Raw genomic sequence first — 23,098 nt, 5'->3', positions numbered from 1 at the left:
CCAAAAAGCCCCCTCCGACTTGGCCGCACTGGCCAATACCCCCAGCACCTTTTGGGCATACTCGGCTTTGCCCCAAAGCCTCATGCTGGGTGAGCCATCCAGGAAAAAGAGAAACCGGGCCGGAACCTCGGCCTGAAAAACCCGGGTGTACAGCCGCCCGGTACGGGCATAGGCCCGCCAGTCAATGAAACGAGGCTCGTCTCCCTGGGTGTACCCGCGCAGTTCGTAAAACTCGAGCCCCTGCCCTGGACGGGCCTGCGCCCGCTCCCCAGCGAAGGGCTGGGTGGGGCGGGTGCGAATACGGTAGCGGGTCATACCCCTATTTGGGCATGGTGCGGCGCAGCAGGTCTTGGAGAAGGGATTCCACCTGTACCCCCTCGAACTGGGCCTCCTCGGTCAAGAGCAGGCGGTGCGACAGCGCCGGCAGGGCCGCCGAGCGCAGATCCTCCCAGTCCAGGTGCGCACGGCCAGCCAGATAGGCCAGGCTGCGGGCCAGGGCCAGCCAGGCTTTGGCCCCTCGAGGCGAGAGCCCCATTCGCAGGTGGCGCTCCTCCGAAGCGAGCTGAGCGGTATTGGCAATGGCCTCCAGAATCGGCTGGCTCACCACCACCTTGGCCCCGTCGGCTTTGGCCGCAGCCCAGTCCAGGCCCACCACCGTCTGAGGAGAAGCCGGTTCTTCAGAGAGAATCCGCACCCAGACCGCCCTGGGCGGGGCTTGAACCCGAATCTTGGTCATGAAGCGGTCGAGCTGGGCCTCGGGCAAGGGGTAGGTGCCCTCGAGCTCGAGCGGGTTTTGGGTGGCCAGCACCAAAAAGGGCTCCGGCAGAGGATGCCGTATCCCGCTGACCGTAACCCCTCCCTCCTGCATGGCCTCCAGCAGGGCCGATTGGGTTTTGGGGGTGGCTCGATTGATCTCATCGGCCAGAACCACCTGGGCAAACAGGGGCCCCGGCCGAAACACAAACCCACTCCCCTCGAGGATCTCCGTTCCGGTCACGTCCGCTGGCAGCAGATCCGGGGTGAACTGGATGCGGCGATAGCTCAAACCGGAAGCCTGAGCGAAGGCCTTGGCCAAGAGGGTTTTTCCCAATCCTGGGAGCCCCTCCAAAAGGGCATGCCCCCCAGCCACCGCCGTGGCCAGCAGCTCACGAATCACCCGCTCCTGACCAAACAACACCGAGGACAGCGAGGCTTCCAAACTCAGCAACAGGGCGCGGGCTTCGCTCACGGTTTGAATATACCCTGGGCCAGCCGAATGAAACCTGTCCCCCTCGACACTTGGGGCCACAGCCTCGACAATGGGGCGATGTGGATCCTCGGCATTGACACCTCCTGCGACGATACTGGGGTAGGGGTGGTACGCGATGACCGGGTCGTATCGAACCGGGTGGCTTCACAAACCCTGCTGCATCAGCGGCACGGCGGGGTTGTGCCGGAGCTGGCCTCACGAGAGCATACCCGGGTGATAGACCCATTGGTGCAGACCGCTCTTCAGGAGGCCGGAATCTCGGTACACGACCTCGACCTGGTTGCCGCCACCAAAGGACCTGGGCTCATCGGGGCTTTATTGGTGGGATATACCTATGGCAAAGGCTTGGCGTTTGCCCTGGATAAACCCTTTGTGGCCGTGCATCACCTCGAGGGCCACCTCTACGCGGCCTTGGCCGAGCATCCCGAGGTCACCCCGCCCTTTTTGGCGCTGGTAGCCTCCGGAGGGCATACCCACCTGTTCGAGGTTAGGGCTTGGGGGCAGTATCAGCTCCTCGGTGCGACCATGGACGACGCCGCAGGCGAGGCCTTCGACAAAGTGGCCCGGCTGCTGGGCCTGGGATACCCTGGGGGACCAGAGATCGAACGCCTGGCTCGAGAGGGCAATCCCCAAAGCGTCCCTCTGAGCCTCCCGCTCAAGGACCAAAGCGGTCTGGCTTTCAGCTTTTCCGGGCTCAAAACCGCGGTGGCCCGGGCTTTGGAAAAGGGCTACGCTCGAGCCGATATCGCGGCTGCGTTTCAGCGGGTAGCGGTGGAACACCTGGCCTCTGTGGTGGTGCGGGCGGCTAAAAGCCACGGGCACTCCACCCTGCTGGTGGCCGGCGGGGTGGCCCAAAACTCAGCGCTGAGGGCGCGGCTGCAGGCCGCGGGGCTTCGGTTGCTCTTCCCCCCTCCGGGCCTCGCCACCGACAACGGCGCGATGATCGCCCTGGCCGCTGGGCACACCTGGAGGGGTCAGGGCAGTGCCCTGCAGGTGCCCGCACAACCCTATCTCCCCTTGACTATGGACGAGCCGACTTGTTGAGCGACAGGAGCTCGGTGGTGTCCTTTCCGGATACCGTCTTCACCAGCCCTACCCCTTCTACGTACCAAGCCGTGCTCTCGAAGGTTCGGTTGAAGGGAAAACCAATAGGACCGGCTTTCCCCACCACCCGGAACTGGGTGGTGATCTGCACCTTATAGGCGGTGAACCGGCCTGCCGGCACCGTGATGGCTTCCAGGGCTACGATGCGGTGATCGGCTTCAATGTTGCCTTCCACATTGAAGCGCAGGGGCCCCTGCTGGGCAGTCCCCCCCAGGGTTAAGACGTACTTCCAGCCGCCCCCCACCACCCAAGTATCGTAATCGGGGATCTGTACCCCCTTGACATCCAGGATCTTGATGTTGGCATCGAAATCTCCCCCGCTGCGACCGGTAATCCCGCCCCCACCAAAGTCGGTCGGTACAATCCCCTCAGGGGTGCAGCGAAAGCGCGACTCCTGCCGCCGATCCGGGCTCTGCTGAAGCAGGACGTATCCAGAGTCGGTGAGCTGGGTTTTACGCACCGAGTAGGTCAGGTTGTGCTCACCGCTGATCCGGTACTGCCATTCCCAGCCCGCTCGAGCCGGAGAAAACGGCTGGTCGCAGAGCTGGGCCTGGGCCAACGCACCCAGCAGCCAAATTCCCAGTATCATCTTCCACACCTCGACATCTTAGGGGCTAAAAAGCCTAGGAGGGTTAGAAAGGAAACCCCGGTTGGCCGCTTGCGGTCACAATCGGCCAGGCCCCAATTCGTTATGTTTTTTACAGAAGCGTTATGATGGGAAACGTGGAAGGCGATATCACCCTCAGACCGCGCCGCCTCGAGGAGTACGTGGGCCAGAAGCGGCTCAAAGAAAAACTCCAGATTTATTTACAGGCCGCTAAAAACCGCGAGGAGCCCCTCGATCACATGCTGCTGTTTGGCCCGCCTGGGTTGGGCAAGACCACGCTGGCCCACGTGATTGCCAACGAGCTGGGGGTGAATATCCGCGTTACCAGCGGCCCCGCGATTGAGAAGCCGGGGGATCTCGCCGCCATCGTCACCAATTCCCTCGAGGAGGGGGATATCCTCTTTATTGACGAGATTCACCGCCTCTCCACCGCGGCGGAGGAGCACCTCTACCCCGCGATGGAGGACTTTAAAATTGACATCGTGATCGGTCAAGGCCCGGCCGCCCGCACCCTGCGCCTGGATCTGCCCCGCTTCACCTTGATTGGGGCCACCACCCGCCCCGGCCTGATCTCCGGCCCGCTGCGCAGCCGCTTTGGCATCATCGAGCACCTGGAGTTCTACACCGAGGACGAGCTTGCCTTGGGTGTACAGCGCGACGCCCGACTGGTCGAGCTCGAGATTGAGCCCGAAGCGGCTCTGGAGATTGGGCACCGCTCTCGGGGCACCATGCGCATCGCCAAGCGCTTGTTCCGCCGGGTGCGCGATTTCGCTGAAGTGGCCCGTGAGCCGCGCATCAGCACCGCTCGAGCCCGAGAGGCCTTGGATGCCCTGGGGCTGGACGCCCTGGGCCTGGAGCGGCGGGATCGGGTAATCCTCCAAACCCTGATCGAGCGCTTCGCCGGGGGGCCGGTGGGGTTGGACACGCTGGCCACCGCGCTTTCCGAGGACCCGCAAACCCTGGAGGAGGTCCACGAACCCTACCTGATCCAGCTCGGGCTGCTGAAGCGCACCCCTCGAGGTCGGCAGGCCACCGAGCGGGCTTATGAGCATCTGGGGTATCCCCTGCCTGAGCAACCCCGGCTGCTCGAGGAGTGGGCGCGAACCCTGAAGGGCAGCGAGTGAGCCCCGCTTCCCCCGCTGGGCCGGGTGGGGCCCCATATAAACCCACTCTGGAAACGCCCTGGCATAAGATGGTACAGCCAGGGAGCTATGATTCGGGCCAGCATTGGTGAGATCGAACTAGGGGATCTGCTGCGCAGTCTCGAGAGCAACAAGAAAAGCGCCACCATCAGCATCGAGGCCCGCGAGGCCAAGGGCCGAATTCACCTGCGCGAAGGGCGGATGGCCTACGTGCAAACGGTGCCGGGGCCCCATCTGGGGGAATACCTGGTGCGCTTTGACTACCTCACCCTGGAGCAGGTTCAGAAGCTGGTGCGCATGCAGCAGCAGGAGAACCCTGGAACCCCTCTGGGTCACCTCGCCCTGCAGGAAGGGCTCATCACCGAAGACGAGCTCAATGATGTGTTGCATGCGCAAATTCTCGAGGCCCTGGCCACCCTGCTGGGGCAGCGCGAGGGGGAGATTCTGCTCGAGCCGGTGTCGGTAAACGCCTCGCAGGTCTTGCTGCCAGGGGTGGCGGACACCAGCACCATGCTGATCGAGTCGCTGCGGCGGCTCGACGAGTGGATGCGGGGCCGGGTCGAGCCGGAAGCAGTGCTGCAACTGGTGGGGGACCCCACCCGCCACACCCTCTCCTCGGATGCCTGGAGTGTGCTCGAGCGCGTGGATGGCCTAAAACGGGCCAAATCCATCGCGCTGGAGTGCGACCTTCCCGAGGAGCAGGTCTATCACGTGCTCTACGAGCTGACCAGCCGGGGCCTCTTGCGCGAGGCGGAGGTTCGCCCGCAGGATCCCCTGATCCTGGTGCTCTCCGACTCGATGCTGATCCGCCGCCTGCTGCTGGTGACCCTCGAGCGGGCCCGTTACCGGGTGCTCCTGCCCCAGGATCTGGAGAGCGCCAAGCGGATGATCGAAGGCCTCAAACCCCAAGGGGTTCTGCTCGAGGGGGAGGCCCTTGCCGAGCGAGCCCGCCAAATTCGCAGGCTAACCAATGGGCGCTTTGTGCCGATTTGGACGCTCTCCGACACCCCCCCCAGGGGGTTGTTCGTGCGCCCCCTGCGCCTCACCCATATCCCCAAGCCTTTTTCCGAAGCCGATGTGCTCGAGGCCCTGGCGGTGATCAAGCGGGTGACCTAGGGCACCCCTTCAGGGGCTCCACGGCTCGGCTAGCCCTCCGCTCGAGCCAAAGCGCTGACCCGGGTGATCTTGGTGCGGCGAATGCTGCGGCTGATGGCCCCTTCCATCAGCAGGTCGAGAAACTTCATCATCTCGTCCTTGAGGCTACGGCCCGGCACATAGCTGGCCCAGCGCAAAAAGGCCAACAGGTAGACATCCGCCAACGAGCGCGAGATGCGCTCCAAAGACATGTCCTCCCGCAAGCGCTTGCGCAGCTTCAAAGGGCGCAGAATATCAGCGATCAAGTCGCCCAGCAGCAAGGCCTCAAAGGCCGCCTTGGCCCGCTTGGGGTCGGGATTCAAAAACTCATAGGCCAGGGGCGAGAGCAACCCACGCTCCCGCTCACTCATCTCGGCCAAGCGCTCCCATAGGCGGTGAAGCACGTCCAGCGGTGGATCCCCCTGGGCCAGCTCCGCCATGGCCGCCTCCCGCAGCTCCGCCAACATCTGCGCGCCGAAGTCCAGCAGCACCGCTTCCTTATAGGGGTAGTAGTTGAAAAATGTCCCCCGGCTCACATGCGAGGCCTTGGCGATATCGGTGGCGGTGGTCTCCTGAAAACCCTTCTCCCGAAACAGGGCAATGGCCGTACGAAAAATGCGGTCGCGGCGGCGTTGTTTTTGTCGCTCCCGAAGGCTGAGCATGGCTGAATTGTACCGGAGTCTGTCTTGTTCTGCCAATCACTATTTGAACAGGGTTTAGGGGACTGAAAAGGCCTAGCCCGCCCCAATCTCCATATTTGGCCGTAGGATAGAGGCTGTGAACTTAGCCTCTTATATCGATCAAACCCTGCTCAAACCCACCGCCACCCTGGCTGAGATCCATGCCTTGTGCGCTGAGGCGGTGCAGTACGGATTTTTTGCGGTATGCGTGCAGCCCTCCTGGGTGCGGCAGGCCCGGCTCGAGCTCCAGGCCTCGGCGGTCAAGGTGGTCAGCGTGATCGGCTTCCCCCAGGGGGTCTCCTTGAGCGCCACCAAGGCCCTCGAGGCCGCCCAGATGGCCGCCTTGGGTGCGGATGAGCTGGACATGGTAATTCACCTTGGGCAGGCCAAGGCCCACGACTGGAAAGCCATAGAAGCCGATGTCCGGGCGGTGCGCGAGGCAGTGCCCGGACATGTGCTCAAAACCATCCTCGAGACCGGTTATCTGGACGAGGGGGAGATTCGCAACGCGGCTGAAGCGGCCATCGCTGGGGGTGCGGACTTTCTCAAAACCTCCACCGGCTTCGGCCCGCGCGGGGCCAGCCTCGAGGATGTGCGGTTGCTCAGCGCGGTGGCCCGGGGCCGGGCCAAGATCAAGGCCGCCGGTGGGGTGCGTGACCCCCAGACGGCCTGGGCCATGATCGAAGCCGGAGCCGAGCGACTGGGGACCTCGAGCGGGGTGGTGTTGGTGCAGGGTGGGCAAACCAGCGGTTACTGACCGGCAAACTCCGATCAGGATAAACTGGGGGGACGTAGGGTTGGGGGTCAAGCCATCCCCGGCCCAACTTCGATTGGGGTTTAGTTGCCATGAGTCCTCGCTTCTGCCTTAGCCTCCGGGAGGTTCGGTGAACCCGCCCCCTTCCCTTTCAGATCTCCCCCCGCTGGTGCTGGCTTCCGCAAGCCCCCGCCGGGCCGAGCTGCTCCGCCGGCTTGGCCTGCCGTTCCGCGCCTGCCCGGCCAACCTCGACGAGACCACCCTGGCCCATCTCCCCCCGGCTCAGATGGCTCGAGCCCTGGCTCAAGAGAAGGCCAAAGCGGTCTGGAAAGCGGGGGAATGGGTGCTGGCAGCCGATACTGTGGTGGCTTTGGAAGGCGCTGTACTGGGCAAACCCGCCAATGCTCAGGAAAACCGGCGTTTCCTCGAGCAGCTCTCAGGCCGCAGTCACGTCGTCTACACTGGGGTTTCCATCGTGATTCCCCGGGGAGAGTTGCACTCCACCGTAGCAGAGGCCGAGGTGATCTTTCGCCGGCTCACCCCCTGGGAAATCCAGTGGTACGTGGAAAGCGGCGAAGGGCTCGACAAGGCCGGAGGGTATGGAGCCCAAGGGCTGGGGATGGTGCTTCTGGAGGGGCTGCGGGGAGACTTCTACACCGTGATGGGCCTGCCAGTAAGCCGGGTGTGGGAGCGGCTCACGGAGCTGGGATACTTCGGAGGGGCCCGGTGAGCGAAACCCTCCTGCGCCGTACCCTGTTGATTGCCTTGCTGCTGCTAGGGGTGTTGCTCGCGACCCTAACCCGGCAGAACGCCCCCACCCTACCCGGAGAATTCGCCGCCCGTACCGCACCCCTGTTCGGCTTTTCCTATCGCTTCGGGCAAAACGTTCGCGCCGCCCTAGCCGCCCTCTTCGACCGGCGGGATCTGCGCGAGACCCAGCGCCAAATGCTGGCTGAGCTCCAGGCGCTCAAGCAAGAAAATCAACGCCTGGTGCTGGAAAATCGCCAGCTTAAGTCCACCCTGCGGGTACAGAGTGCTCAGGGGGTGGGGGTGGTCTATGTAGCCCCGGTGCTGGATGATGATCCTTCAGGGTTTTACCATCGGCTCTACCTGGGAGCCGGAAGCAAGCAAGGGCTGCGGGTAGGAATGCCGGTGACCACCGCCGCGGGCCTGGTGGGGGTGATCACCGATGTAAGCCCCAACGGGGCCGTGGTTCGTACCCTCTTGGATCCCGAGTCGCGGGTGGGGATCCGGCTGGCCAACACCCCAGGCCGGGGTATCGCCTACGGTGCCCCCCCTCGGATGCTGCGGGTCGAGCTCTCCCCCGAGGCCAAGGTCAAGGTGGGAGACAAGGTGGTCTCTGGAGCCTTGCAAGGGCTATACCCCGCAGGCCTCACGGTGGGAACCGTCACCGAGGTGAAACCGATGGCGGCTGGGGCCCTCAAGCAGGTGGTGATGGTACAGCCTGCGGTCGAGTTCTCCCTTTTGGAAGAAGTCCAGGTGCTCAAGCCGCTGTGAAGGCAGGCCTTATGGCCCGAAATGCCACTGCAGGTAGGCCCCTGCTGTACCCCTTATGAAGACTGCCCCCCGTCTAATCCTTGGATCCTGAATCCATACCCCTCATCTATGCGCATAGTCTTGCTGTTCGTTCTGGCCTTCATTCTCCAGGCTTTCCTTTCCGGGCTACTGGGGGAGGTGATAGCCCCTCCAGACCTGATCTACCTGGCCACACTGCTGGCGATCACCGGGGTTTCCCCATTTGTGGGTTTACCCCTGGCGTTTGGGGTAGGGATCATACAGGACCTGCTCTCCGCCGGGTATCCCGGACTGCATGCGGTCGGGTTGCTGTTTGCGGCCTACGCTTATTACCGGCTGACCCGGCTGGTTCACTGGGATGAGCTGGCCGGGCAACTGGTGGTACTGGTGGGCAGTTTTCTGGCCAAGTGGGCTGGATATTTGCTGATCGCCTTTTGGCTCAAGTTGGGCTCCTTCAACCCTCTCACCCTGTGGCCGGTTATGCTCTCAGAGATGGTGCTGACCGTGTTGCTGGGTCTGCCCATCATCGCCCGGTATGGGCGACTGTTTACGGGGCTGAGGCGTGAATAATCGCATCTGGATTCTGCTGGGACTGGTCTATGCGGTGCTGCTGCTGTTCGTGGGACGGCTGTGGCAGCTTCAGGTGATCCAGTATGAGCAGTACGCCACCCGAAGCCAAGGCAACTACCTGCGTACCGAGGCCAGCCTTGCTCCCCGTGGGCGCATCCTGGATCGCAACGGGAAGGTGATCGCCACCAACCGCCTGGCTGTAGATCTTAAGTACAAGGGCGGGGACATCTTGTTCAAGGATCGTGTCCTGGCCCTGATCGGCCTAAAGGAGCTGCCTAAGGTCAAGGGGGAGCCGGTAGACCTGATGGTCAACGTGCCCGAAGCCCTGATTCCAACCCTGGCCGAGCTCACCGCTGGAGAACCCAACCTGCAGTTGGTCGAGCGGATGGAGCGGGTTTATCCCAATCCGATTGCCGGGCCGGTCATCGGGTATACCGCGCTCCCCAGTCCGGAACAGGTCAAAGATGGGTATGATCCCGCAGAACTGGTGGGTGCGGCTGGGCTCGAGGCGGCCCTCGAGCCCTACCTGCGCGGCACCAAAGGCATCCGGCTCAGCGAGGTCAACGCTCGAGGTCAGCGGGTGCGGGTCGAGGAGATCAAGCCCCCGGTCGCCGGTCAAGACGTGCGGCTCACCCTGGACCTGAACCTGCAGCGGGTCGCACAAAAAGCCGCTCAGGAGGCCCTGGACGACATCAATCGGGTTCGCAGCCAGCACGGCCTGCCTACCGTAACCCAAGCCAGAGGGGCCATCGTGGCGGTCAATCCCGAGAACGGTGAGGTTCTGGCGATGGTCACCAATCCGGCCTTCGATCCCAACCTCTTCGGGCGACGACCCCGGCCTATAGATCAGATCAAGGCCCTCTTTACCGATAAGTATCAGCCCACCCTCAACCGCGCGGTGCTGCCCTATGCCCCAGGCTCAACCTACAAGCTGGTCACCAGCAGCATGCTGCTCGAGGACGGGTACGTCACCGCCAACACCACCTTCAACTGCACCCCTTACATCGTTTTCGGGGGGATCCGCCGAAACTGGAGCCCGCGCAACTGGGGGCCTTTTACCGTCAAAGAGGCCATCGCCCAAAGCTGCAACACCTGGTATTACCAGGCCGCGCTGCTCGACCCCATCGGGATGGTGGATAAGCTGGCCAAGCGGGCCAATGAGCTGGGGGTCGGGCGACCGACCGGCCTCGAGATCGCCGAGGGAACCGGGCTGATACCGACCCTGGAGTGGAAGCGCCGAACCAACAAGGCAGAACCCACCTGGTATCCCGGCGAGACCCTCAGCATCTTTATTGGGCAAGGCTCCAATCAGGTCACCCCGGTACAGATTGCTCGGATGCTCAGCACCATCGTGGAAAACGGGCGGCAGCCGGAATTCCACCTGGTCTATTCCATCGGGAATCAGGTTAAAGCCCCTCGGTTTACCCAGGTCTCGGGCACCCATTGGCAAGACCTAAAAGATGGCATGCGCAAAACCGTGACCTGGGGTACCGCCCAACCGCTGTTGGGTAATTTCCCAGTTCCTACCGGCGGAAAAACCGGCACCGCCGAGACCCCAGGGAAGAAGCTCGGCAATGAGCACGGCTGGTATATGGGATATGGCCCCACCGATCCCAGCGACCCCCATCCCCCCCTGGTGGTGGTGGCTTTCTTCGAGAATTCCGGCGGCGGTTATGATGTGGCCCTACCCGCGGTCAAAAAGGTGATGAGCGCATACTGGAACCTCGCTGCGGGAGAGGCCTCGAGATGAGCCGAGTTTGAATCTAAAATCTGGGGTTCGTGGTATAACCAGGCCTATGAACTGGGTAAGTCTCTGGATCGGGTTGGCCGCGGGCGTTTTTGGTGGGCTGGCTGGGCTTGGCGGTGGGGTGATCGCCGTACCGCTGATGACCCATTTTCTCCGGATCTCGCAGCACACCGCTACCGCTACCAGCCTGGTCATGGTGATCTTCACCGCGATCACCGGGGCCATCACCTACGGGCTGCACGGCACGGTGGACTGGGTGGCTGGCCTGATTGCGGCTTCCACCGCGATGCTCATGGCGCGGTTCGGAGCCCAGTTCGCCCACAGCCTGCCGGAGTGGAAGCTCCGGCGGTTTTTTGGCTGGTATTTACTGGTGATCTCGGCGCTGCTCCTGCTGAAGCCTCTGATTCCCCACGTCTCCACCCGGCCCGAGGGCTGGCTCTATGTGGTTCCCCTGCTCCTGGCCGGGGGGCTGGCGGGGTTTTTCTCGGGCATGCTGGGGGTAGGGGGGGGTACGGTGATGGTGCCCATCATGGTGCTCTTGGCCGGGCTCGAGCAGCATGTGGCCCAGGGAAGCAGCTTGTTGGCCATGATCCCCTCAGCCATCGTGGGTTCTTATACCCACTACAAGCTCGGAGATTTCGCCAGAAACGCCATCGTGGGACTGGTGTTGGGGGTGCTACTGGGCACCTTTGTGGGGGGGAACATCGCCAACCTTCTGCCCGAATGGGCCTTGCGCACGGTGTTTGCGATCGTTCTGGTCTGGACCGCGCTGCGCTACGTTCAAGCCAAGCCCCCGGTGGTTGAGATGGAAGCCTAGGCCACCCGTGACGGGTTAGGGGTTTTCCCCCCTATGCGGTAACGGCAGCACTTCCCCCCAGCCGCAATGCGTTCCTCGCGCACGATCAGTACCCCCAGCAGCTTTTGGTACATCTCGAGCTCGGCCAGGCACAGCTCGCCATGCTGGCTCGAGAGGGCCAGTTTCGGACAGCTCTTCTGCTCTAGGTACCAGAACTCTCCTTCTTGGTAATGATGGGCATGGTATCCCTGCTGGCTGAGAAACTCGCTGAGCCGGGCCAGCTTTTCCTCCAGGGGCAGCCCCTCGAGCTGGGGGGCCAGCTCCCCGAGCAGCTTGGCGTTGCGCCGCGAGAGCACCCCCAGCACCCCCTCGCTACCAAACAGGTCGCGCAGGTGGGTCAGGATATCGTCACACATCCGGGCGTACTGGGCCTGCTCGTCCACCGCCACAAAAACCTGCTTGGGCCGTCCGCGCCCCTCGTGCTTCTCGGTGTGGGAGCGCACCAAGCCCTCGCGCTCGAGGGCTTCCAGGTGACGATGCACCGCCACCTTGCTGATCCCCAGGTTCGAAGCCAGGTCGTGCGCACAAGAGGCCTTGGAGCGCAAGCGCTCGAGGATGCGATGTTTGGTCTCCCCCATGCCCAGTGCCATACCCCACCTATGTCATCGGGAGGAACAGGTACGACTGCACCGAAAGCTGCCCGGCCAGATTGCGGGCAATCCCCCGCAGGGCCTGGGCCTCTGCTGAGTCTGGAGCCCCGATCACGACCGGAACCCCCGCGTCCCCGCCTTCGCGCACCGCCACAGCCAGAGGGATTTCCCCCAAAAACGCGGTCTTGTGGGCCTCGGCCATCCGCCGCCCACCCCCCTGCCCAAATAGGTGGATGCGGGAACCCCCTTGCTCGAGCCAAGACATGTTCTCCACCACCCCCAGGATTGGCACCTGCACCTTCTTGAACCCATCCAAGGCCCGCTCCGCATCAATCCGGGCTACGTCCTGTGGGGTGGTCACGATCACCGCACCGGAGAGCTTGGCCAGTTGGGCCAGCGAAAGCTGCACATCGCCGGTGCCGGGCGGCAGGTCCACGATCAAGTAGTCTAGCTCACCCCAGGCCACCTCGCTGAGGAATTGCTTGATGGTTCCGTGCAAGATGGGGCCCCGCCAGATCATGGCCTGACCGGGGGGAATCAAGTTGGCTATGGAAAGCAGCTTGATGCCGTGGCGCTCCAGCGGGAGCATCTGTTTGGACTCATTCACCCGGATCCGCTCCGCCTGAACCCCAAACATCTGGGCCTGGGAAGGGCCGTAGATGTCCGCGTCCAAAAGCCCCACCTTGGCCCCTTCTAAGGCCAGAGCAACGGCCAGGTTCGCCGAGACCGTACTTTTCCCCACCCCTCCCTTGCCCGAAGCCACCGCCACGATGTACTTCACGCCCGAGATGGCGGTGGTCTGGGCCGGACGCACCTGGGCCTTGAACTCCACCTCGACCTCCTCTGCGCCGATGGCGCGGAGGGCCGCTTGGATCTCGCGCTCGATCTGGCCCTTGAGCGGACAAGCCGGGGTGGTCAGGTTGATCCGGAGCCCCACCCGACGGTCTTCCACAACAATTGCCTCTACCATTCCCAGGCTCACCAGGTCCTTGTGCAGCTCGGGATCATTCACCCTGCGTAGGGCCTCGAGTACCGAGGCTTCGGTCACTGGACTCATCTCGTGTTCACATTATGGGCTTAAATGCCCATTGGAAGAGGACTGAAGTCACATTGGAAGTGGGGTCTCCCGCTTTGCTCGGGGCTTGAACCAACCCCTTAGCGCAGAAAACCGGGAATCACCTGGTGGACCGGCTGCTCGAGAATCCCAGGAATCTGGGCGGTGAGCCCCAGATCCAGGCTTATCCCCCCCACCCCTGGAAACCCGTTCAGGCTTAGCCGAAACTCCCCACGGCTGCTCCCCTTGGGGGCCAGCGGCAGATTAAGACTGGCCTCAGCCACACTGCGCCCCCCCACCTGCACCCGCAGGGGCCCGCTCAAGGTAAAACCGATCGGGTTGGGGTTTTGCACTTCGAGCCCCACCCGCAGGGTGGTCCCCTCTAGGCTCAGGCCGGTAATGCGGAAGGCTGGAGGCTGGAAGGCCAGCTCCAGCCGCACATCGCGGTCCACAAAGGTCAGCGGCCCTACTGGAACCGTCGCCGGGCCCAGTTGAACCCGCAGCTCCCCCAACAGCCGAAAGCGCGTGCTCTGTCCTGAGACCAGGGTGGCGAGCGCACGGGTGCCCTCGGCCACCGGGACCATCAGCCGGGCCTGCACCTCTCGCGGGGAGGATGTGGGCAGCTCAATCCCCGGAAGCACCAGGCGAAACTGCGCCCCGGCCAGCTCTGCGGTGAGGGTGCTGTCCAGCAGGGGCAGAGTGTAGGCGTTAGGGTTGGTGAGCCGCAGCCGCAGGTCAAATTCCGCCTTACCGCTAAAGGGATCCAGGGATATCAAATTGAACCCCAGCAGCTCCACCGCTGGGGGCTGGGGTCGCACCGCCTGCGGCACACAAGCGCTCAGACCCAAGCCTAACAACGCCAGCCAAAAGAAGGGCTTCATGGCCCCTAGCCTACCGGCAATTCTCGAGCCCCGCCTTAGCCGAGCCTTAATACAGGAAATTCAGGCGACCGTCCAACCCTCCGCCCTAAACTCCTCGAGGATGGGCTTGAAGCTGGCCCAAGCCGGGCTCTCGGCCCCGTAGGGCGGCCTTGGGTATCCTCCCGGCAACCCCAGATGCCGCAGGGCTTGCTTCAGCAAAACCACCCCCCCCGCGGCCAGGCCCCGCCCAAAGGGCTCGAGGCGGTTTTGCAGGGCCTGAGCCTCCGCGATCTTTCCCGCCTGCCAGGCCGAGAGCAGCATCTTGTAGGGCTTAGGGGCCAGGTTGGCCACCGCCATAATTCCCCCCTTGGCGCCCAGGGCCAGTGCCCCCAGGAAGTTGGGGGCACTGCCGGTGTACAACTCCAGGCTCAGCTTCTGCGAGGCGTAGAAGGCCATCCGAGCCAAATCCCCGCTCGAGTCTTTGATCCCGGTGATCCCCGGGTGCTTTGAAAGCTCGGCAATCACCGGCAACGGTAGCTGCACTTTGGTGTTTTGGGGCACATGGTAAAGCCAGATCTCCCCCTTACCCGTCTCGGCCAGGGTTCGATAGTAGTTGAGAAAACCCTCCGTCCCAAGCTGGGACTCGTAGTAGCGCGGCGGCGTCACCAGCGACCTTGCCCCAAGCGCTGCCGCCTCTTCCAAGGCCACCTGCGCTTGGGCCAGGGTCTCCTCCATCAAGCCAACCCAGACCGGCTTGGTGGGGCTTTGGGCGGCCAGCCCGGCTCTCCGCTCATCCTTGCTGAGGTGTACCCCCTCCCCATTCGAACCGTAAAACAGAAGGCCATCCACATGGGGTTCGACCGCTTGGGCGAGGGCGCGAAACGCTTCGGAGTCCAGGTAGCCTTTGGAGTCAAAGGGCGTAGGCAAGGGGGGAATGATCATGACGCCAAGGATCATACCAGGTCGGCCAAAGGCAGCGTGCGGTTGGCATTCCCTTCAAAACCCCTTGGCCTCGAGGCGAGATTCCGCGTTGCCCATATACAATGGCCTCATGTCTCCGGTTCGAGTTCTCGGTGGTGCGCTGCTGCTTGGATGGGCTTTGGGCCAGAGCCTCAGCGTACCTTCTCAAAGCCGGGTGGGTGAGGATCTGAAGGTTCAGGGGAGCGGTTTCCCCGCCGGCAACCACACCCTCACCATCAGCGGGGCCGACAGCGGGCAGCTCGAGGTAAACGCGGAGGGCGGGAGCTTTGTCGCCCACTTCACGCCCACCAAAGCGGGCAGCTATCGCTTCAGCGTGGCCCTCCCCCAGGGCCGGGTCGAGGCCCAAACCCAGGTACAAGCCGCAGCTCAAGGGGCCCCGCCCACCGGCCCCGCCCAATCCCCGCAAAGCCCGGCCCTACCCACGCCGCAGCTCACCCCCGAGGGACTCAGCGTGGGGGATTGGAAGCTGCCATTGAGCGGCACCTGGATGGGGCCGCGGGTGGTGGGAACCCAGGCCTATCTGGCCCAGGGCCCCTTGGTGCTTGAAGTGGATCTGAGCCGCCCAGCCCTGGTGGCCGAGTACTATCCCCCGGCTGAGGTACGCTCGCTCGAGGCCGACCCTGAGCCCACAGTACTCCTGGAAGATGGGCGGCGCCTCCCGCTCACGGCCCTCAGCGGACGCCCCTACGAGGGCCGGTGGGAAAGCCTGAAGGTCATCCAAAACTTTTTCGACACCCTCGCTGCCGCCGGGAAAACCGACCTACTCCCGGTGCAGCAGCGGCCCTACTGGTATTACTTCACCCGTAGCCCCGCCACCCTCAGCGCTGCCGATTTGGAAGCGGTAGGGCAAGATCTACTGCGGCGGGGACACCGCCCCGAGTTGGCTTGGGGGAATGGGGTGATGCTGTGGTTGGGCCCATGGCTAAACCAGGTGAGCCGCGCCCATAGTCAGGGCCTGGATCCTTCGCTGACCTGGTCAGAGTTTTTCCTGAAGTACATGCCTCAGGTTCCTGGGGCGCGGGCCGTGTTTTGGGAGCAGATCGGTTGGCTCGAGGCCCAGGGCCGCCCCGACCTGGCCGAGCGTTACCGGGAGGGGCTGCGCAAGCTTTCGGGCTGGCAAAACCCCATCGGCTCGAGCCAGATTGGGGCCCTGGCCTGGGTTTTGCTGGGGCTATATGTTCTGATGCTCATCTACCTGACCCCGATCTACCTCCCAGCGCAGCTCGAGGGGGTGCGCCCTGCCGGGGGCTGGCTATTGGGTTGGTTCCGCCATCCGCTCCTGCGCTTGCGCTACAGCACCCTGGCCTATACCAGCTTCGGAGAGCGGCTGTTGCTGCTGGTGTTGTTTCTCCTCACGGTGCTGGCGTTCTTGGCCTGGAGCTTCGCCCTGCGCTCCGAGGGCTTGGCGGCTCAGGATAGCCTAACCCGGGGCACCCTGCGTTCGTTGGCTGCCCAACAAACCCTCCGCGGCCTGCCCAACACTGGCCCGGTGCAGGGTCTGCTGGCCTATGCCCTGGCCAAGGACAGCCCCGAGGAGTCCAAACGGCTCTACGCTGCGGCCCCCCCCTGGACCTACGTACTGCTGGGGCGCGGCACCCCCAGCGCAATCGCTGCGGCCTTCCGGCAAGCCCCAGACTCAGGGGCAGCCCGGGAGGCGATCGGGGTGGGCGGGGACTTGTGGAGCGCGGTGTACCGTGGGGCCGGGGTTCCACGAGAGGGCGTGCCCACCCCCAGGATCATTGCGGTGTCCATAGCCTGGTCCAACCTGCAAAGCCTGAAAACCGATTTCCCCGCTACCTGGCGGGAGCTCCCCCTGTGGTCCAACCCGACCTTGGCTTGGGTGGTCGCGGCCCTGGTCTTGATCCTGGCCTTGTACCACGTGTTGTGTTTCTTCTTGCCGCGCCCCAGCGGCGCGATCCGCAAACTGGCCTGGCAGCGGGGGGTACAGCTTTTCGTGCCGGGCAGTCCATGGTTTGGCCAGGGCTGGGGGGTTATCTTGCTGCTGGCCTTCGCCGCCGGGATTTGGCTATGGCGCAGTGGCAATCCTGGGGGGGTCTGGCTGGCTGCGGCGGTCCTGCTATTGCATTTGATCCTATGGTTTACCCTGTTGGGACAAACGGCCCAGCGGGGGCGACGGGGGCCCCAGGAGGCCGGCCCGGCCTGATGGAGCCCAATTTTATTTAGGCCCTTATACTGAACCCAGGGTTTAATACCTCTGGAGGACGCATGGCAGACAAAAAACCCGTCTATCTGACGGCTGAAGGCAAAGCCCGGCTCGAGCAAGAACTGGGGTATCTCAAAACCGAAAAAATGCAGCAGATCGCAGATGAGATGGGTCGGGCCATCGCCGAAGGGGATCTGCGTGAAAACGCCGGGTATGACGAAGCACGACGGGCCATGTGGCAGAACAACAGCCGCATCGCTGAGCTCGAGGACATCCTCAGCCGGGTGGTGATCGTGGAGTCAGGCCAGGGCACCCCCACCGAGGTCAGCATCGGGGTAACGGTAGGGCTCGAGACCAGCAACGGCACCCGTATGAGCCTGACCATGGTGGGCAGCCACGAGTCCGATGTGTTCAGCGGAAAGATCTCCAATGAGTCCCCCCTGGGCGCAGCCCTGATGGGCAAAAAGATCGGCGATGAGGTCGAGGTCAAAGGCCCCAAGGGCAACCAGACCTATGTGGTGATCGAGCTGAGCTACGCAGGATAGTCAGGCCTAAGGCAGGCGAACCACAAACCCCTTGTGCTTAGCCTTCCACTCGGGTTCAACGTGAATCACGATCTGTAAGCCCTCGACCTGGGCCTGCAACGCCTCCTCGAGCTGATCGCAAATCCGGTGCGCATCCTCTACCGGCATGCTCCCCGGCACCACCAGGTGAAACTCCACAAAGGTGTTCGGCCCGGCCCGGCGGGTACGCAGATCGTGAATTTCCAGCACCTTATCGGTGGCGAGGCGCTTCAAGGTCGAGGCGAGAATGTCCTCGATCGCCTTCAGTTCCTTCTTGGAAACACCCTCGTCCATCAGCCCGCCCACCGAGTCACGGGTCAGCCGCCAACCCACCCAGAGGATGTTGAGAGCGACCAAGAACGCCAGCAGAGGGTCTAAAATCCACCATCCGGTCAACCAGGCCAACCCAATGCCCAGCAAAACCCCGAGCGAGGTGTACACATCAGCGAAGACGTGGTGACCATCGGCGATAAGGGCAGGAGAGCGCTGCTGATGCCCATTTCTCAGCAGCAAAACCCCCAGGGCGGCATTGAGGCCCGTGGCCGCCAAGGAGATCAGAACCCCCACCCCTAGCTGCCCAGGTACCGCGGGCTGGGTCAGTTTATGCCCGGCCTCGTTGAGGATAGCGATCGCGGCCAGAACAATCAGAACCCCCTCGAGCACCGCCGAGAAGTACTCCGCCTTGCTGTGGCCATAGGGGTGATTCGCGTCCGGTGGACGCCCCGAGACCCGGATCGCGGCAAACGCGGCCAGAGCCGCCGCCACGTTGATCACCGACTCGAGTGCATCAGAGTAGAGCGCCACCGAGCCCGTCAAGCGGTACGCCAGAAATTTCAAACCGAAAACCACCAGCGCAACCAGCACGCTCAAGCTGATGGCTCGGATGGGCGTCAGCTTCATGGGGTCAGTATAGGGGCCTTTCGGTCACTCGGAGGCATCCGCCGCCTCTGCTTCTTCGCGGCGGGGCTTGAGCAGGGGAAACAGGATCACGTCACGGATGCTGTGCTGGTTGGTCAGGAACATGGTCAGGCGGTCAATCCCCAGCCCCATGCCAGCCGCGGGCGGCATGCCATACTCCAGGGCCAGCAGGAAATCTTCGTCCACCTCGGGTTCCTCGGCATCTCCCGAGGCCCGGCGCCGGGCCTGCTCCTCAAACCGGGCCCGCTGCTCGAGGGCATCGTTAAGCTCGGAGTAGATGGGGGAAAGCTCCACCCCCCCCACGAACAGATCTGCCCGCTCGGTGAGGGCCGGGCGAGAGGGGTCACGGTGGCGCTTCACCAGGGGGCTGATGGCCAGAGGCACATCGGTCACGAAGGTGGGGTGGATCAGGGTGGGCTCGACGTACTCCCCAAAAAGCTTGTCCAGCAGCTTATAGCTGGGCACGGAGCGAAGCTCGGGGTGTCTGGCATCGCTCCAAATCCGCAGTCGCTCCAGGTCCGTGGGGTCAAAATCGAGCCCCGCCCGCTCCTTGAGCGCAGCGGTAAAGTCTAGCCGCTTGAAGGGCTTGGCAAAGCTCAGGGTGTGCTCCCCGTAGGGGATGGTGGTGCGGCCATGGAGGGTCTGGACCATCCCGGCCAGCAGGTCTTCAATCAGGGCCATCATATCGGTGTAATCGGCGTAGGCCCAGTACGCCTCGAGCATGGTGAACTCGGGGTTGTGCTTGATGCTGATGCCCTCGTTGCGGTAGTTGCGGCCAATCTCAAAAACCTTCTCAAACCCCCCCACCAACAACCGCTTGAGGTGCAGCTCGAGGGCAATGCGCAGGTAAAACTCATGACCCAGGGCCTCGTGGTAGGTGGTGAAGGGCTTGGCCTCAGTCCCCCCGGCCACCGCCTGCAAGGTCGGACCCTCCACCTCCAAAAAGCCCCGGGCATCGAAGTAGTCGCGGATATAGCGAACGATGCGGCTGCGGGTCCGAAAGACCTCCCGCACCTCGGGGTTTTGGATTAAGTCAAGGTAGCGCTGGCGGTAACGGGTCTCCACGTCCTTAATGCCGTGCCACTTGTCGGGCAGGGGGTGAAGGGCCTTGACCAGCGGGGTAAAGCGCTGCACCTTGACCGTGACCTCTCCGGTGCGGGTGGTGAAAACCGTTCCCTCTGCCCCCACGATATCGCCTACGTCCAAGCGCTTAATCAGGTCGTAGTGCTCGGTGGTGTCGCGGGCTAGGTACAGTTGGATCCGGCCTGAAGCGTCTTGCAGGTGAGCAAAGCTGGCCTTGCCCATGTGCCGGAAGGTCATCAAACGCCCGGCCACCCATACCTTCTCCTCAGGCCACTCTTGCCCCGGCTCCGCACCCGGATGGGCGGCCAGAATCTGGGCGGCATCGTGGGTTTTAGGGTAGCGATAGGGAAAGGGCTCAAAGCCGGCTTCGACCAGAGCCTCGAGGTTGGCCAAGCGCTGTTTGGTCTGTTCGTTGGGTTCAACCATAAGCCTCCAAAGAAAAGTGCCAAAGGCTATCGTATCCGCCTTTGGCCTGCAAGGGTGTACCCCAGGCGCTTAGTGCTTGACCGCCTCCACCTTGAACTCCCGCCGGCCTTTGGGGGTATCGAGCATCACCTTGGCCCCCACCTTTTGCCCCAAGAGGGCCCGGCCCATGGGGGATTCATCTGAGATCTTCATGGGGCGCTCGAGAACGCTGGCCTCCGCCGGGGCGACCACCTGAACCTCAAGGTGATCCCCCTCCTTGGCCTTGAGGCTCACTATGGTCCCCAAGGAGATCACGTTGGAACCGCCCTTCTCCTCCTCGATGATCTCGGCCCGCGAAAGGGTATCGGTGAGGGAGTCTATGCGGCTCTCGATGCGGGCCTTTTCCCGCTTGGCGTCCTCCAGGCCGCTGTCGTCGTAATCATCGGAGGACTCCATCAGCTCCTGCAGAATACGGGTGGCATCTTGCAAGCGGGCCCGCTCCTGCTCGAGCTCGGCCACCAAACGCTCGTATCCGGACTTTGTCAGCTTGACTTCGCGTGCCACATCGCCTCCCTAGGATAATCGTCCATGATGCTGCGCTTTTTGTCTGAGTTTCGCATGAGATCGGTGGGGCTTTAAAGAAAGCGCGGCTTTCGCCGTGCTCTATGGGGAAGAGCTGTTGCGCCCTACGCTAAGGCAGTATACCCCTCAGCAGGATTTCCCTCAAACGCTCCGGCCGCGCGGCCCCGGTGCAGCTTTCGGTCGAGCGGCACAACACCACATAGCGATAGTGGCGCTCATCCTCCCCAACCCCGAAGCGAAAAAACTGCGCCGCTGAGCGCCGCAGGTGGCGCAGGCAGGCCTCGCAGATCACCGGAGCAGTGCTGGGCGTACTTTCCAAGGGTTCCAAAATCAAGTGGAGCGGGTCTTCTTGGATATGCACCCGCCCCACGCTGTCCCGGTAATAGAGCACTTCCCCCGGAGGCAACAGCTCCGGGGAAGTGCCGGGGAACATCTCGAGGATCAACTCCCGTTCTTCGAAGGTTTTTTCCCTCATCTTCGTCCTAGGATAGCACTTTGACCTTCCCCTGACGCTGAGGCGCTAATCCTTGGCGTGGGGAAGGGACCAAACCGAGTCTCGGCGACCTGGGGGGGTTGGACTGTTCGGCCTACCGGGCCTCCTGTGAAAACCCAAAGCACCCCGTTCTTAAAGAATGTATGAAGGAACCTATTCGTAACCTATTGGTTAGGTGAACTATTTAGTGCGGTGAAAGAAACCGAGTCCCTCTATGACGAACTGAGCGCAGTGGCCCTGGACCTAGCCCACCATCTACGGCGGGATGCCCAGAAGGCCACCGAGAACCTGGGGGTCACCCCGATGCAGGCCTATGGAATGATGCTGCTGGCCGATGGGTACACCCAACCTTCTGGTCTGGCCGAGGCCATGGGAACCTCACCGCCGGTGCTTTCGCAAATTCTGGCTGGCCTCGAGGAACGGGGCTGGATCTCGCGCCACCCCGACCCCGAAGACCGCCGCCGGGTACGGCTCGAGCTCACCGAGAGCGGCAAGGCCTTTCATGCCCAGATGCAAAGCCAGTGGCGGGCCGCCTCGGCTCCGCGCTACCAAAAGCTATCCCCACCGGAGGTGCAGACCTTGATCCGACTTTTGCGCAAAATGGTTCAGGCCAGCGGGGTACGCCCATGAGGCCCAAGGCCGCTTCACCTCAAAGGTGGGCTCCGCCTGGCTGGAGCCTTGGCTTACGCGGGGCCTTGGCCGGCTTGGGCCTTGCCCTGGCGGGGGTTTCCTGGGCCCAATCCGGGAGTGGCTTCTTCGCCCCCCTGGAAAACAATCCCAACCTGCTTCAAGCCCGCTATTCGCTCGAGGCGGCCCAGGCTCAGCTCCGGGCCCTGCAGAGCCCCGTGAGCCTTCAGGCCCAAGGAGGGGTGTCCTTATTCCAGAACTCTCCCCCTCCCGGAGCCCCAGTCTGTCCTAATCCCATCAACCCCGAGTGCGCTGCCCTCCCCGATAGCGGGCGCAGCGTCTCGCTGGGCCTGGCCCTCACCCCTTTTCCCTTTGGCGATGTGGCCAACCAGGTGAACTCGGCGGCCCTGGGGGTGGAGCAAGCCCGACTGGGCTACCGGCAAGCCAAAACCCAGCTCGAGGCCCAGGCCATTGAAGCCTTTTACCGGGTGCAGCTGGCCGGCAGTGGGCTCGAGGCGGCCAAGGTTGGGCTGCGGCTGGCGCAAGCCAACCTCGAGGCCACCAAGCTGCGGGACGCTCGGGGCGCGGCCAATCCCGGCGAAGTGCGTCAGGCCGAGGCCAACCTGCGCCAGGCCACCCTTCAGGTCTCCGATGCCGAGCGTAATCTATCGCTGGCCCAGAATGCCTTGAGCGATCTGATCGGCAACTCAGGCGCGCAACCCCCCAAACTGGCGGCTCCCCCGCCCGGTCTTCCCCCGGCGGTGCGTCAGGCCGAGCTGAGTCTGGCCCAGGCTCGGCTCAACTACGACCAGGCCGTGCGCAGCGTGCTACCAGTGCTTCAAGGCAGCTATACCCGCTACACCAACGAAACCGACTCGCTAGGGGTTTCGATCAACTCGCGCACCCTGCAACCCCTCCTCAGCTACAACTCGCAAGTGCCGACCTCCCGCACCCCCCCGCAGGACCGCATCAATGGCACCCTCACCATTGGCCTCTCGCTCAACCTCAGCTTGGGGCTTTTAGACGCCCTCGAGGCGGCACAAAAACAGGTGGATGCGGCCAACCAGGCCTTGGATGCGGCCCAGCGCAGCGCCAAGCTGCAAGGGGACTCCCTCGGTTCAGCCTTGCAAAGTGCCGAGGCCACCCTGGTCAATGCCCAACAGAGCGTCGTAGAGGCCCAGAAAACCCTCGAGGAAGCCCGGGAGCGCGAGCGCCTGGGGCTTACCAGCCCCCTGGCCACCCTACAAGCCGAGCTATCCCTGGCCCAAGCCCGCTCAGCCCTGGTGCAAGCCGACCTGAATCGCACCCAGCGGGTGCTCGATCTCTACCGCTTCTACGCCATCCCCCCCAGCGAAGCCACCCAACCGCTCGGCGATAGCGGTACTCCAGTGAGGTGAAC

Annotated in this window: 25 protein-coding genes; 13 read left to right on the top strand and 12 right to left on the bottom strand. The window is 63.4% G+C overall.

The window, feature by feature from the left end:
* The coding region (locus tag Mgrana_RS11090; RefSeq protein WP_147371294.1) for a DUF58 domain-containing protein at positions 1–315 on the bottom strand (315 nt) is incomplete at its 3' end.
* 4 nt (positions 316–319) lie between these two features.
* A complete protein-coding gene (locus Mgrana_RS11085; protein WP_240631341.1) occupies positions 320–1,228 on the bottom strand; it encodes an AAA family ATPase in 909 nt (302 codons plus the stop codon).
* 78 nt (positions 1,229–1,306) lie between these two features.
* Between Mgrana_RS11085 and tsaD the strand changes: the two genes are divergently transcribed.
* Complete coding sequence (gene tsaD / locus Mgrana_RS11080) at positions 1,307–2,293, top strand: tRNA (adenosine(37)-N6)-threonylcarbamoyltransferase complex transferase subunit TsaD (RefSeq protein WP_119357678.1); 987 nt, start codon at positions 1,307–1,309, stop codon at positions 2,291–2,293.
* Here the strand turns inward: tsaD and Mgrana_RS11075 are convergent.
* Positions 2,271–2,942 carry a TapB family protein gene (locus Mgrana_RS11075; RefSeq protein WP_119357677.1) on the bottom strand — a complete coding sequence of 224 codons (672 nt, stop codon included), beginning with the start codon at positions 2,940–2,942 and terminating at the stop codon, positions 2,271–2,273. The two genes, tsaD and Mgrana_RS11075, sit on opposite strands and share 23 nt — an antisense overlap.
* Positions 2,943–3,064: 122 nt before the next feature.
* Here Mgrana_RS11075 and ruvB point away from each other — a divergent pair, with 122 nt between their 5' ends.
* Positions 3,065–4,084 (top strand): Holliday junction branch migration DNA helicase RuvB, encoded by a 1,020-nt coding sequence (ruvB, locus tag Mgrana_RS11070; protein WP_119357676.1) that lies wholly within the window; start codon positions 3,065–3,067, stop codon positions 4,082–4,084.
* Positions 4,085–4,171: 87 nt separating this feature from the next.
* Positions 4,172–5,218, top strand: coding sequence for a response regulator (locus Mgrana_RS11065; RefSeq protein ID WP_119357675.1), 1,047 nt, complete (start codon positions 4,172–4,174; stop codon positions 5,216–5,218).
* A gap of 29 nt (positions 5,219–5,247) precedes the next feature.
* Here Mgrana_RS11065 and Mgrana_RS11060 read toward each other — a convergent pair whose 3' ends face one another.
* On the bottom strand, positions 5,248–5,898 hold the full coding sequence (locus Mgrana_RS11060; protein ID WP_119357674.1) for a TetR/AcrR family transcriptional regulator: 651 nt from the start codon (positions 5,896–5,898) through the stop codon (positions 5,248–5,250).
* Positions 5,899–6,013: 115 nt separating this feature from the next.
* Here Mgrana_RS11060 and deoC point away from each other — a divergent pair, with 115 nt between their 5' ends.
* The 6 genes from deoC (at position 6,014) to Mgrana_RS11030 (ending at position 11,340) form a co-directional block, all read left to right on the top strand.
* Positions 6,014–6,673, top strand: a complete 660-nt coding sequence (deoC, locus tag Mgrana_RS11055) for a deoxyribose-phosphate aldolase (RefSeq protein ID WP_119357673.1) — start codon at positions 6,014–6,016, stop codon at positions 6,671–6,673.
* Between the two features lie 127 nt (positions 6,674–6,800).
* Positions 6,801–7,400 carry a Maf family protein gene (locus Mgrana_RS11050; RefSeq protein WP_240631340.1) on the top strand — a complete coding sequence of 200 codons (600 nt, stop codon included), beginning with the start codon at positions 6,801–6,803 and terminating at the stop codon, positions 7,398–7,400.
* Positions 7,397–8,188, top strand: coding sequence for a rod shape-determining protein MreC (mreC, locus tag Mgrana_RS11045; RefSeq protein WP_119357672.1), 792 nt, complete (start codon positions 7,397–7,399; stop codon positions 8,186–8,188). The genes Mgrana_RS11050 and mreC overlap by 4 nt, the downstream gene beginning before the upstream one ends.
* Before the next feature lie 108 nt (positions 8,189–8,296).
* Entirely contained in the window at positions 8,297–8,776 is a 480-nt protein-coding gene (gene mreD / locus Mgrana_RS11040) for a rod shape-determining protein MreD (RefSeq protein WP_119357671.1), read from the top strand.
* Positions 8,769–10,526 (top strand): penicillin-binding transpeptidase domain-containing protein, encoded by a 1,758-nt coding sequence (locus Mgrana_RS11035; RefSeq protein ID WP_119357670.1) that lies wholly within the window; start codon positions 8,769–8,771, stop codon positions 10,524–10,526. The genes mreD and Mgrana_RS11035 overlap by 8 nt, the downstream gene beginning before the upstream one ends.
* A gap of 46 nt (positions 10,527–10,572) precedes the next feature.
* On the top strand, positions 10,573–11,340 hold the full coding sequence (locus Mgrana_RS11030; protein ID WP_119357669.1) for a sulfite exporter TauE/SafE family protein: 768 nt from the start codon (positions 10,573–10,575) through the stop codon (positions 11,338–11,340).
* Here the strand turns inward: Mgrana_RS11030 and Mgrana_RS11025 are convergent.
* The 4 genes from Mgrana_RS11025 to Mgrana_RS11010 form a co-directional block, all read right to left on the bottom strand.
* Entirely contained in the window at positions 11,337–11,969 is a 633-nt protein-coding gene (locus Mgrana_RS11025) for a helix-turn-helix transcriptional regulator (RefSeq protein WP_119357668.1), read from the bottom strand. The genes Mgrana_RS11030 and Mgrana_RS11025 overlap by 4 nt on opposite strands.
* Positions 11,970–11,976: 7 nt before the next feature.
* On the bottom strand, positions 11,977–13,026 hold the full coding sequence (locus Mgrana_RS11020) for an Mrp/NBP35 family ATP-binding protein (protein WP_119357667.1): 1,050 nt from the start codon (positions 13,024–13,026) through the stop codon (positions 11,977–11,979).
* Positions 13,027–13,124: 98 nt separating this feature from the next.
* A complete protein-coding gene (locus tag Mgrana_RS11015; RefSeq protein ID WP_119357666.1) occupies positions 13,125–13,904 on the bottom strand; it encodes a hypothetical protein in 780 nt (259 codons plus the stop codon).
* A gap of 60 nt (positions 13,905–13,964) precedes the next feature.
* Positions 13,965–14,825 (bottom strand): dihydrodipicolinate synthase family protein, encoded by an 861-nt coding sequence (locus tag Mgrana_RS11010; RefSeq protein ID WP_119357679.1) that lies wholly within the window; start codon positions 14,823–14,825, stop codon positions 13,965–13,967.
* A 109-nt stretch (positions 14,826–14,934) separates the two neighbouring features.
* On the opposite strand from Mgrana_RS11010, the gene Mgrana_RS11005 reads away from it, so the two are divergent.
* Both Mgrana_RS11005 and greA read left to right on the top strand, forming a co-directional pair.
* Positions 14,935–17,028, top strand: coding sequence for a hypothetical protein (locus Mgrana_RS11005; protein ID WP_119357665.1), 2,094 nt, complete (start codon positions 14,935–14,937; stop codon positions 17,026–17,028).
* Between the two features lie 62 nt (positions 17,029–17,090).
* Complete coding sequence (gene greA / locus Mgrana_RS11000) at positions 17,091–17,573, top strand: transcription elongation factor GreA (protein WP_119357664.1); 483 nt, start codon at positions 17,091–17,093, stop codon at positions 17,571–17,573.
* Positions 17,574–17,579: 6 nt separating this feature from the next.
* Here greA and Mgrana_RS10995 read toward each other — a convergent pair whose 3' ends face one another.
* From Mgrana_RS10995 to Mgrana_RS10980, 4 genes are all read right to left on the bottom strand, one after another.
* Positions 17,580–18,491 (bottom strand): cation diffusion facilitator family transporter, encoded by a 912-nt coding sequence (locus tag Mgrana_RS10995; RefSeq protein ID WP_119357663.1) that lies wholly within the window; start codon positions 18,489–18,491, stop codon positions 17,580–17,582.
* A gap of 24 nt (positions 18,492–18,515) precedes the next feature.
* On the bottom strand, positions 18,516–20,018 hold the full coding sequence (lysS, locus tag Mgrana_RS10990) for a lysine--tRNA ligase (RefSeq protein WP_119357662.1): 1,503 nt from the start codon (positions 20,016–20,018) through the stop codon (positions 18,516–18,518).
* 69 nt (positions 20,019–20,087) lie between these two features.
* Complete coding sequence (locus Mgrana_RS10985; RefSeq protein ID WP_119357661.1) at positions 20,088–20,561, bottom strand: GreA/GreB family elongation factor; 474 nt, start codon at positions 20,559–20,561, stop codon at positions 20,088–20,090.
* Between the two features lie 127 nt (positions 20,562–20,688).
* On the bottom strand, positions 20,689–21,054 hold the full coding sequence (locus Mgrana_RS10980) for a hypothetical protein (protein ID WP_119357660.1): 366 nt from the start codon (positions 21,052–21,054) through the stop codon (positions 20,689–20,691).
* A gap of 210 nt (positions 21,055–21,264) precedes the next feature.
* Between Mgrana_RS10980 and Mgrana_RS10975 the strand changes: the two genes are divergently transcribed.
* Complete coding sequence (locus Mgrana_RS10975) at positions 21,265–21,702, top strand: MarR family winged helix-turn-helix transcriptional regulator (RefSeq protein ID WP_119357659.1); 438 nt, start codon at positions 21,265–21,267, stop codon at positions 21,700–21,702.
* 65 nt (positions 21,703–21,767) lie between these two features.
* A complete protein-coding gene (locus Mgrana_RS10970) occupies positions 21,768–23,096 on the top strand; it encodes a TolC family protein (RefSeq protein WP_240631339.1) in 1,329 nt (442 codons plus the stop codon).
* Positions 23,097–23,098: the final 2 nt, after the last annotated feature.

It is taken from the genome of Meiothermus granaticius NBRC 107808, from assembly GCF_003574355.1.
In the GTDB taxonomy this organism is placed as follows: domain Bacteria; phylum Deinococcota; class Deinococci; order Deinococcales; family Thermaceae; genus Meiothermus; species Meiothermus granaticius.
This window is presented reverse-complemented; position numbering and strand designations above follow the sequence as displayed.

Coding starts and splice junctions, on each gene's coding strand:
- mreD (WP_119357671.1), top strand. CDS start 8,297: ATGCGCATAGTCTTGCTGTTCGTTCTGGCCTTCATTCTCCAGGCTTTC.
- Mgrana_RS10995 (WP_119357663.1), bottom strand. CDS start 18,491: ATGAAGCTGACGCCCATCCGAGCCATCAGCTTGAGCGTGCTGGTTGCG.
- Mgrana_RS11060 (WP_119357674.1), bottom strand. CDS start 5,898: ATGCTCAGCCTTCGGGAGCGACAAAAACAACGCCGCCGCGACCGCATT.
- greA (WP_119357664.1), top strand. CDS start 17,091: ATGGCAGACAAAAAACCCGTCTATCTGACGGCTGAAGGCAAAGCCCGG.
- tsaD (WP_119357678.1), top strand. CDS start 1,307: ATGTGGATCCTCGGCATTGACACCTCCTGCGACGATACTGGGGTAGGG.
- Mgrana_RS11025 (WP_119357668.1), bottom strand. CDS start 11,969: ATGGCACTGGGCATGGGGGAGACCAAACATCGCATCCTCGAGCGCTTG.
- Mgrana_RS11065 (WP_119357675.1), top strand. CDS start 4,172: ATGATTCGGGCCAGCATTGGTGAGATCGAACTAGGGGATCTGCTGCGC.
- Mgrana_RS11005 (WP_119357665.1), top strand. CDS start 14,935: ATGTCTCCGGTTCGAGTTCTCGGTGGTGCGCTGCTGCTTGGATGGGCT.
- Mgrana_RS11030 (WP_119357669.1), top strand. CDS start 10,573: ATGAACTGGGTAAGTCTCTGGATCGGGTTGGCCGCGGGCGTTTTTGGT.
- ruvB (WP_119357676.1), top strand. CDS start 3,065: ATGATGGGAAACGTGGAAGGCGATATCACCCTCAGACCGCGCCGCCTC.
- Mgrana_RS11020 (WP_119357667.1), bottom strand. CDS start 13,026: ATGAGTCCAGTGACCGAAGCCTCGGTACTCGAGGCCCTACGCAGGGTG.
- Mgrana_RS10980 (WP_119357660.1), bottom strand. CDS start 21,054: ATGAGGGAAAAAACCTTCGAAGAACGGGAGTTGATCCTCGAGATGTTC.
- Mgrana_RS11010 (WP_119357679.1), bottom strand. CDS start 14,825: ATGATCATTCCCCCCTTGCCTACGCCCTTTGACTCCAAAGGCTACCTG.
- Mgrana_RS11015 (WP_119357666.1), bottom strand. CDS start 13,904: ATGAAGCCCTTCTTTTGGCTGGCGTTGTTAGGCTTGGGTCTGAGCGCT.
- Mgrana_RS11075 (WP_119357677.1), bottom strand. CDS start 2,942: ATGATACTGGGAATTTGGCTGCTGGGTGCGTTGGCCCAGGCCCAGCTC.
- lysS (WP_119357662.1), bottom strand. CDS start 20,018: ATGGTTGAACCCAACGAACAGACCAAACAGCGCTTGGCCAACCTCGAG.